We start from the raw sequence: 4,963 nt of genomic DNA on the forward strand, positions 1-4,963 counted from the left end.
TCGGCCCACCCCGGCGGCTGCCCCGGCGGTACGGCCGCGTCGTCGGCGGCCCAGAGCAGCAGCAGCCCGAGAGCGTGCTTGCAAGGGAACTTGCGGCTCGGGCAACTGCACTTGTACTCGGGGCCGGTGCTGCTCGGGGTGCGGCATCACGGGCCCGGGTCGGCGCGGGCGGTACGCGCGGCGCTGGAGGAGGTCCGGCCGCGGGTCGTGCTGATCGAGGGGCCGCCCGAGGCCGACGGCCTGATCCCGCTCGCCGCCGACGAGGAGATGCGGCCGCCGGTCGCGTTGCTCGCCCATGCCGTGGACGAGCCAGGCCGTTCCGCCTTCTGGCCACTGGCCGGGTTCTCCCCGGAATGGGTCGCCCTCCGCTGGGCCCTGGACCACGACGTCCCGGCCCGCTTCATCGACCTGCCGGCCACGCACACGCTGGCCTGGAAGGGCCAGGAGGACGCGGAGACGCCGGAGGGCGAACGCCCGCTGGACGCCGAGCCGGTGGCGGAGGAGGGAGACACCGGCCCCGGCTCCGCCGCCCTGCGGATCGACCCGCTCCGCGTGCTCGCCGAGACGGCCGGCTACGACGACCCGGAGCGCTGGTGGGAGGACGTCGTGGAACACCGGGGTGCGGGGGAGGGCGACGCCCTCGCGCCGTTCACCGCGCTGGAGGAGGCCATGGGCGCACTCCGGGAGACCTACGGCAGCGGGGGACACGACCGGGACCTGGTGCGGGAGGCGTACATGCGGCTCCAGGTGCGGGCCGCGCAGCGGGAGTTCGACGACGCGGTGGCCGTCGTCTGCGGGGCCTGGCACGTGCCCGCACTGCGGCGGAAGACCACCGTCGCTGCCGACAAGGCGCTGCTCAAGGGGCTTCCCAAGGTCAAGACGGACCTGACCTGGGTGCCGTGGACCCACAGGCGGCTGTCCCGGAGCAGCGGGTACGGGGCCGGTATCGACTCGCCCGGCTGGTACGGGCACCTGTTCAGCGCCCCCGACCGGCCGGTGGAGCGGTGGCTGACCAAGGTGGCGGGGCTGCTGCGCGCCGAGGACCGGATCGTCTCCTCCGCCCATGTCATCGAGGCGGTACGGCTGGCCGAGACCCTCGCCGCGATGCGCGGCCGCCCGCTGCCCGGCCTGAGCGAGACGACCGACGCGGTGCGGGCCGTGATGTGCGAGGGCTCGGACGTGCCGCTGGAGCTGGTACGGGACCGGCTGGTCGTGGGGGACGTGCTGGGGGAAGTGCCGCCGTCCGCGCCGGCGGTGCCGTTGCAGCGGGACCTCGCCCGGCTGCAACGCCGGCTGCGGCTGAAGCCGGAGGCGCTGGAGCGGGAGCTGGAGCTCGACCTGCGCAAGGAGAACGACGCCGCCCGCAGCAGATTGCTGCACCGGCTGCGGCTGCTCGGTATCGCGTGGGGCGAACAGGCCGCCTCGCGGGGCAGCACGGGCACGTTCCGGGAGACGTGGCGACTGCGCTGGGAGCCCGAGCTGTCCGTCCGGATCGCCGAGGCAGGAGTGTGGGGCACAACCGTCCTGTCCGCCGCGACCGCCAAGGCCGAGACGGACGCGGTCACCGCGCAGGGCCTCGCCGACGTCACCGCGCTCGCCGAGCACTGCCTCCTGGCCGAACTGCCCGGCGCGCTGCCGGCGGTGATGCGGATCCTCGCCGACCGGGCGGCCCTCGACACGGACGTCGGCCATCTCGCCCAGGCGCTTCCGGCCCTGGTCCGCTCCCTGCGCTACGGCGACGTGCGTGGCACGGACACCGGTGCCCTGGCGGAGGTCGCGGCGGGACTGGCCGAGCGGGTCTTCGTCGGACTGCCCCCGGCCTGCGCCGCGCTCGACGCGGACGCCGCCGAGGAGATGCGGCGCCATGTGGAGGCGGTGCACCAGGCCGTGGGCCTCCTGGGCGACGCGCCCGCGACGGGACACGGCCTGCTGAGAAGCCGCTGGCAGTCGGTGCTGCGGGTGCTGTCCGGGCGGGACACCGTGCCCGGGGTCATCCGGGGGCGGGCCGTGCGGCTCCTGCTCGACGACGGGCAACTGGCCCACGACGAGGCGGCTGTGCTGATGGGGCTCGTCCTGTCACCGGGCACGCCACCGGCGGACGCGGCCGCGTGGATCGAGGGCTTCGTCGGCGGGGGCTCCGGGGGCGGACTGCTGCTGGTGCACGACGAGCGGCTGCTCGGGCTGGTCGACGCATGGCTGACCGGGGTTCCCGCCGAGGCCTTCACGGACGTACTGCCCCTGCTGCGGCGGACGTTCTCGGCGTACGAGCCCGGGGTGCGCCGGACCCTCGGTGAACTGGTCCGGCGCGGGCCGGGAGCCGGGGGTGGCGCGAACGGCGCGGGGACACCCGGCTTCGCGGCCGACCTCGACCTGGAGCGCGCGGACGCCGTGCTGCCGGTCGTACGGCTGCTGCTCGGGCTGGACGACGTGGACGACAACACGAACAACGACCTGGCGGGGGTGACGGCATGACGACCGTGGCAATGAGGGAGCGGACGACGACTCCGGTGGCTGGGGACACCGCGACGGGCGGACTCCGGGCGGAGGTGCGGCCCGCGACGACCGTGCCGGTGATCCCGCTGTGGGAACGGCCTCGCAAGGGAGGGCGGGGATGACGGCCGAGGCGACGGACCCGGCGCAGGAGGGGCTGCGACGCTGGCGGCTCGTGCTCGGAGGGGACTCCGCGGACGGCACCGGCTGCGCGCTGTCGGGGCGGGACGCGGCGATGGACGGGGCGCTCACCGCGCTCTACGGCAGGAAGGACGGCAGATCACAGGGGGGCCGGGACCGTTCGGCGGGGCTCGGGGCGTCGGCGCCGTCGGTGGCGCGCTGGCTCGGGGACATCCGCACGTACTTCCCCTCCTCCGTCGTGCAGGTCATGCAGCGCGACGCCATCGACCGGCTCGGTCTCGCAACGCTGCTGCTGGAGCCGGAGATGCTGGAAGCGGTCGAGGCCGACGTGCATCTCGTCGGCACGCTGCTGTCGCTCAACAAGGCGATGCCGGAGACGACGAAGGAGACGGCCCGGGCCGTCGTGCGCAAGGTCGTCGAGGACCTGGAGAAGCGACTCGCCACCCGCACCCGGGCCAGCCTCACCGGCGCGCTCGACCGCAGCGCCCGGATCAACCGGCCCCGCCACCACGACATCGACTGGAACCGCACCATCGCGGCCAACCTCAAGCACTACCTGCCCGCGTACCGAACGATCGTGCCGGAGCGGCTCGTCGGGTACGGGCGGGCGAACCGGTCCACCAAGAAGGAGGTCATCCTCTGTATCGACCAGTCGGGATCCATGGCGGCATCGGTGGTGTACGCCTCGGTGTTCGGGGCGGTGCTCGCCTCGATGCGGACGATCTCCACGCGACTCGTCGTCTTCGACACGGCGGTCGTGGACCTCACGGACCAGCTGGACGACCCGGTCGACGTGCTGTTCGGCACGCAGCTCGGCGGTGGCACGGACATCAACCGGGCGCTCGCCTACTGCCAGTCGCAGATCACCCGGCCCGCGGAGACGGTGGTCGTGCTGATCAGCGACCTCTACGAAGGCGGCATCCGCAACGAGATGCTCAAGCGGGTCACCGCGATGAAGGCGGCGGGCGTGCAGTTCGTGACGCTGCTGGCCCTCTCGGACGAGGGGGCACCGGCGTACGACCGGGAACACGCTGCGGCGCTCGCGGCATTGGGGGCACCGGCGTTCGCCTGCACACCCGATCTGTTCCCGGAGGTGATGGCGGCCGCGATCGAGAAGCGGCCGTTGCCGATACCGGACGCGGCGTGAAGGGCCTGGCGGGAGGGGGCAGATGACGTCATGCCGACGCGCCGTCGTCCGACGTGCGGCACGAAAACGGACATGACGGGCCATCGGTAAGCAAGGGCTTGCGCAACCGCCGCACTCCCGTGCGAGGATCGGCGCCTGCTCGGCCGTGCGTGCTGCCGGCCGGGCGGTACCGCTTCCGTCGCACGGGAGGAAGCTCCCCCACTTGACCTGGTCAGCAGCCCTGCCCGAGGCCGCGTTGCGCGCGCTGCGCACAGCGGTCGGGCGGCGCGTGCTCCAAGTGGCGCTGCTGGTGGCCGGGTTGTCGGCCATCGGGCTGCTGTGCGGGGAGCGGGCGTATGCGGAGAGCGGCGTAGGGGCACTGCCGGAGGGGCGGGGCGGGCAGGTCGTCAGCGGCGTTCACGCCTCGGGGGCCGCGGGGGATCGGCTTGGTCGGGCTGCCGGGGACGTGGTGGAGGCCGCGGGCGAGGGGGCGGTGGACGGCCGGGTGAAACCGCTGTCGCCGTCGCGACCGTCGTCGTCGCTGCCATCGTCCTCGCAGTCGCAGTCGCAGTCGCAGTCGCGGTCGCAGTCGTTCGAGCGGGCGTCGCGCGTGGGGCGGTCGGAGCCGTCGAGGGAGCCGTCGCACCTGGTCCTGCCCGAGCGTTCGTCGCATCTTGTGCGGCCCGAGGCCCCGGCTCTGCCGAACCTCCCGGTTCCGGCCGCCTTGCCGACACCGCCCTCTCTGCCAGGGCTCCCAGCCTCACCCTTGCCAGGGCTGCCCGACTCGCCCGCCCGGTCCACCCTCCCCGGTCCAATCGCGCTGCCGAGCCTGCCGAGCCTGCCGACCCTGCCGACCCTGCCGACCCTGCCGAGCGTGGAGGGCCTGCCCGGTCTTCCGGCCCTGCCCGCACCCCCGGGCACTGACACCGCGCTCCCGGGCACGCCTTCCCTGCCCGCTCTCCCTGTCCCTCTCCCCCTCCCTGCCCCGGTCACGGCCGGCCCGCAGCCGGGTGGGACAACGACGCCGATGGACGCCACCGGACCCCCGCCGCAGGCCGGGACACCGGGCACCGTCGGCCACGGCGACGCGCCCCACGCGGCACCCGCGGGCGGCCCGATGGCCCCCGGCACTCCCATGCACCACGTCAGACGCGCACACCACACCGGCCACATCAGCCACCCCGGACCGTCGGCCCACCCCAGACC

2 protein-coding genes and 1 pseudogene are annotated in these 4,963 nt (G+C 74.3%); 2 read left to right on the plus strand and 1 reads right to left on the minus strand.

Going from position 1 to position 4,963, the window contains the following annotated elements:
- Positions 1-131 (minus strand): annotated as a pseudogene (locus K4G64_RS38350) (SWIM zinc finger family protein); the annotation flags it as partial.
- On the opposite strand from K4G64_RS38350, the gene K4G64_RS38355 reads away from it, so the two are divergent.
- Together K4G64_RS38355 and K4G64_RS38360 are read left to right on the plus strand one after the other, a co-directional pair.
- Positions 79-2,472 (plus strand): DUF5682 family protein, encoded by a 2,394-nt coding sequence (locus tag K4G64_RS38355; protein WP_260461552.1) that lies wholly within the window; start codon positions 79-81, stop codon positions 2,470-2,472. The pseudogene K4G64_RS38350 and the gene K4G64_RS38355 sit on opposite strands and share 53 nt — an antisense overlap.
- A 139-nt stretch (positions 2,473-2,611) precedes the next feature.
- Positions 2,612-3,778 carry a VWA domain-containing protein gene (locus K4G64_RS38360; protein ID WP_221760477.1) on the plus strand — a complete coding sequence of 389 codons (1,167 nt, stop codon included), beginning with the start codon at positions 2,612-2,614 and terminating at the stop codon, positions 3,776-3,778.
- Positions 3,779-4,963 lie beyond the last annotated feature (1,185 nt).

The sequence above is a fragment of the Streptomyces sp. WAC04114 genome, assembly GCF_019733245.1.
GTDB classification, from domain to species: domain Bacteria; phylum Actinomycetota; class Actinomycetes; order Streptomycetales; family Streptomycetaceae; genus Streptomyces; species Streptomyces massasporeus_A.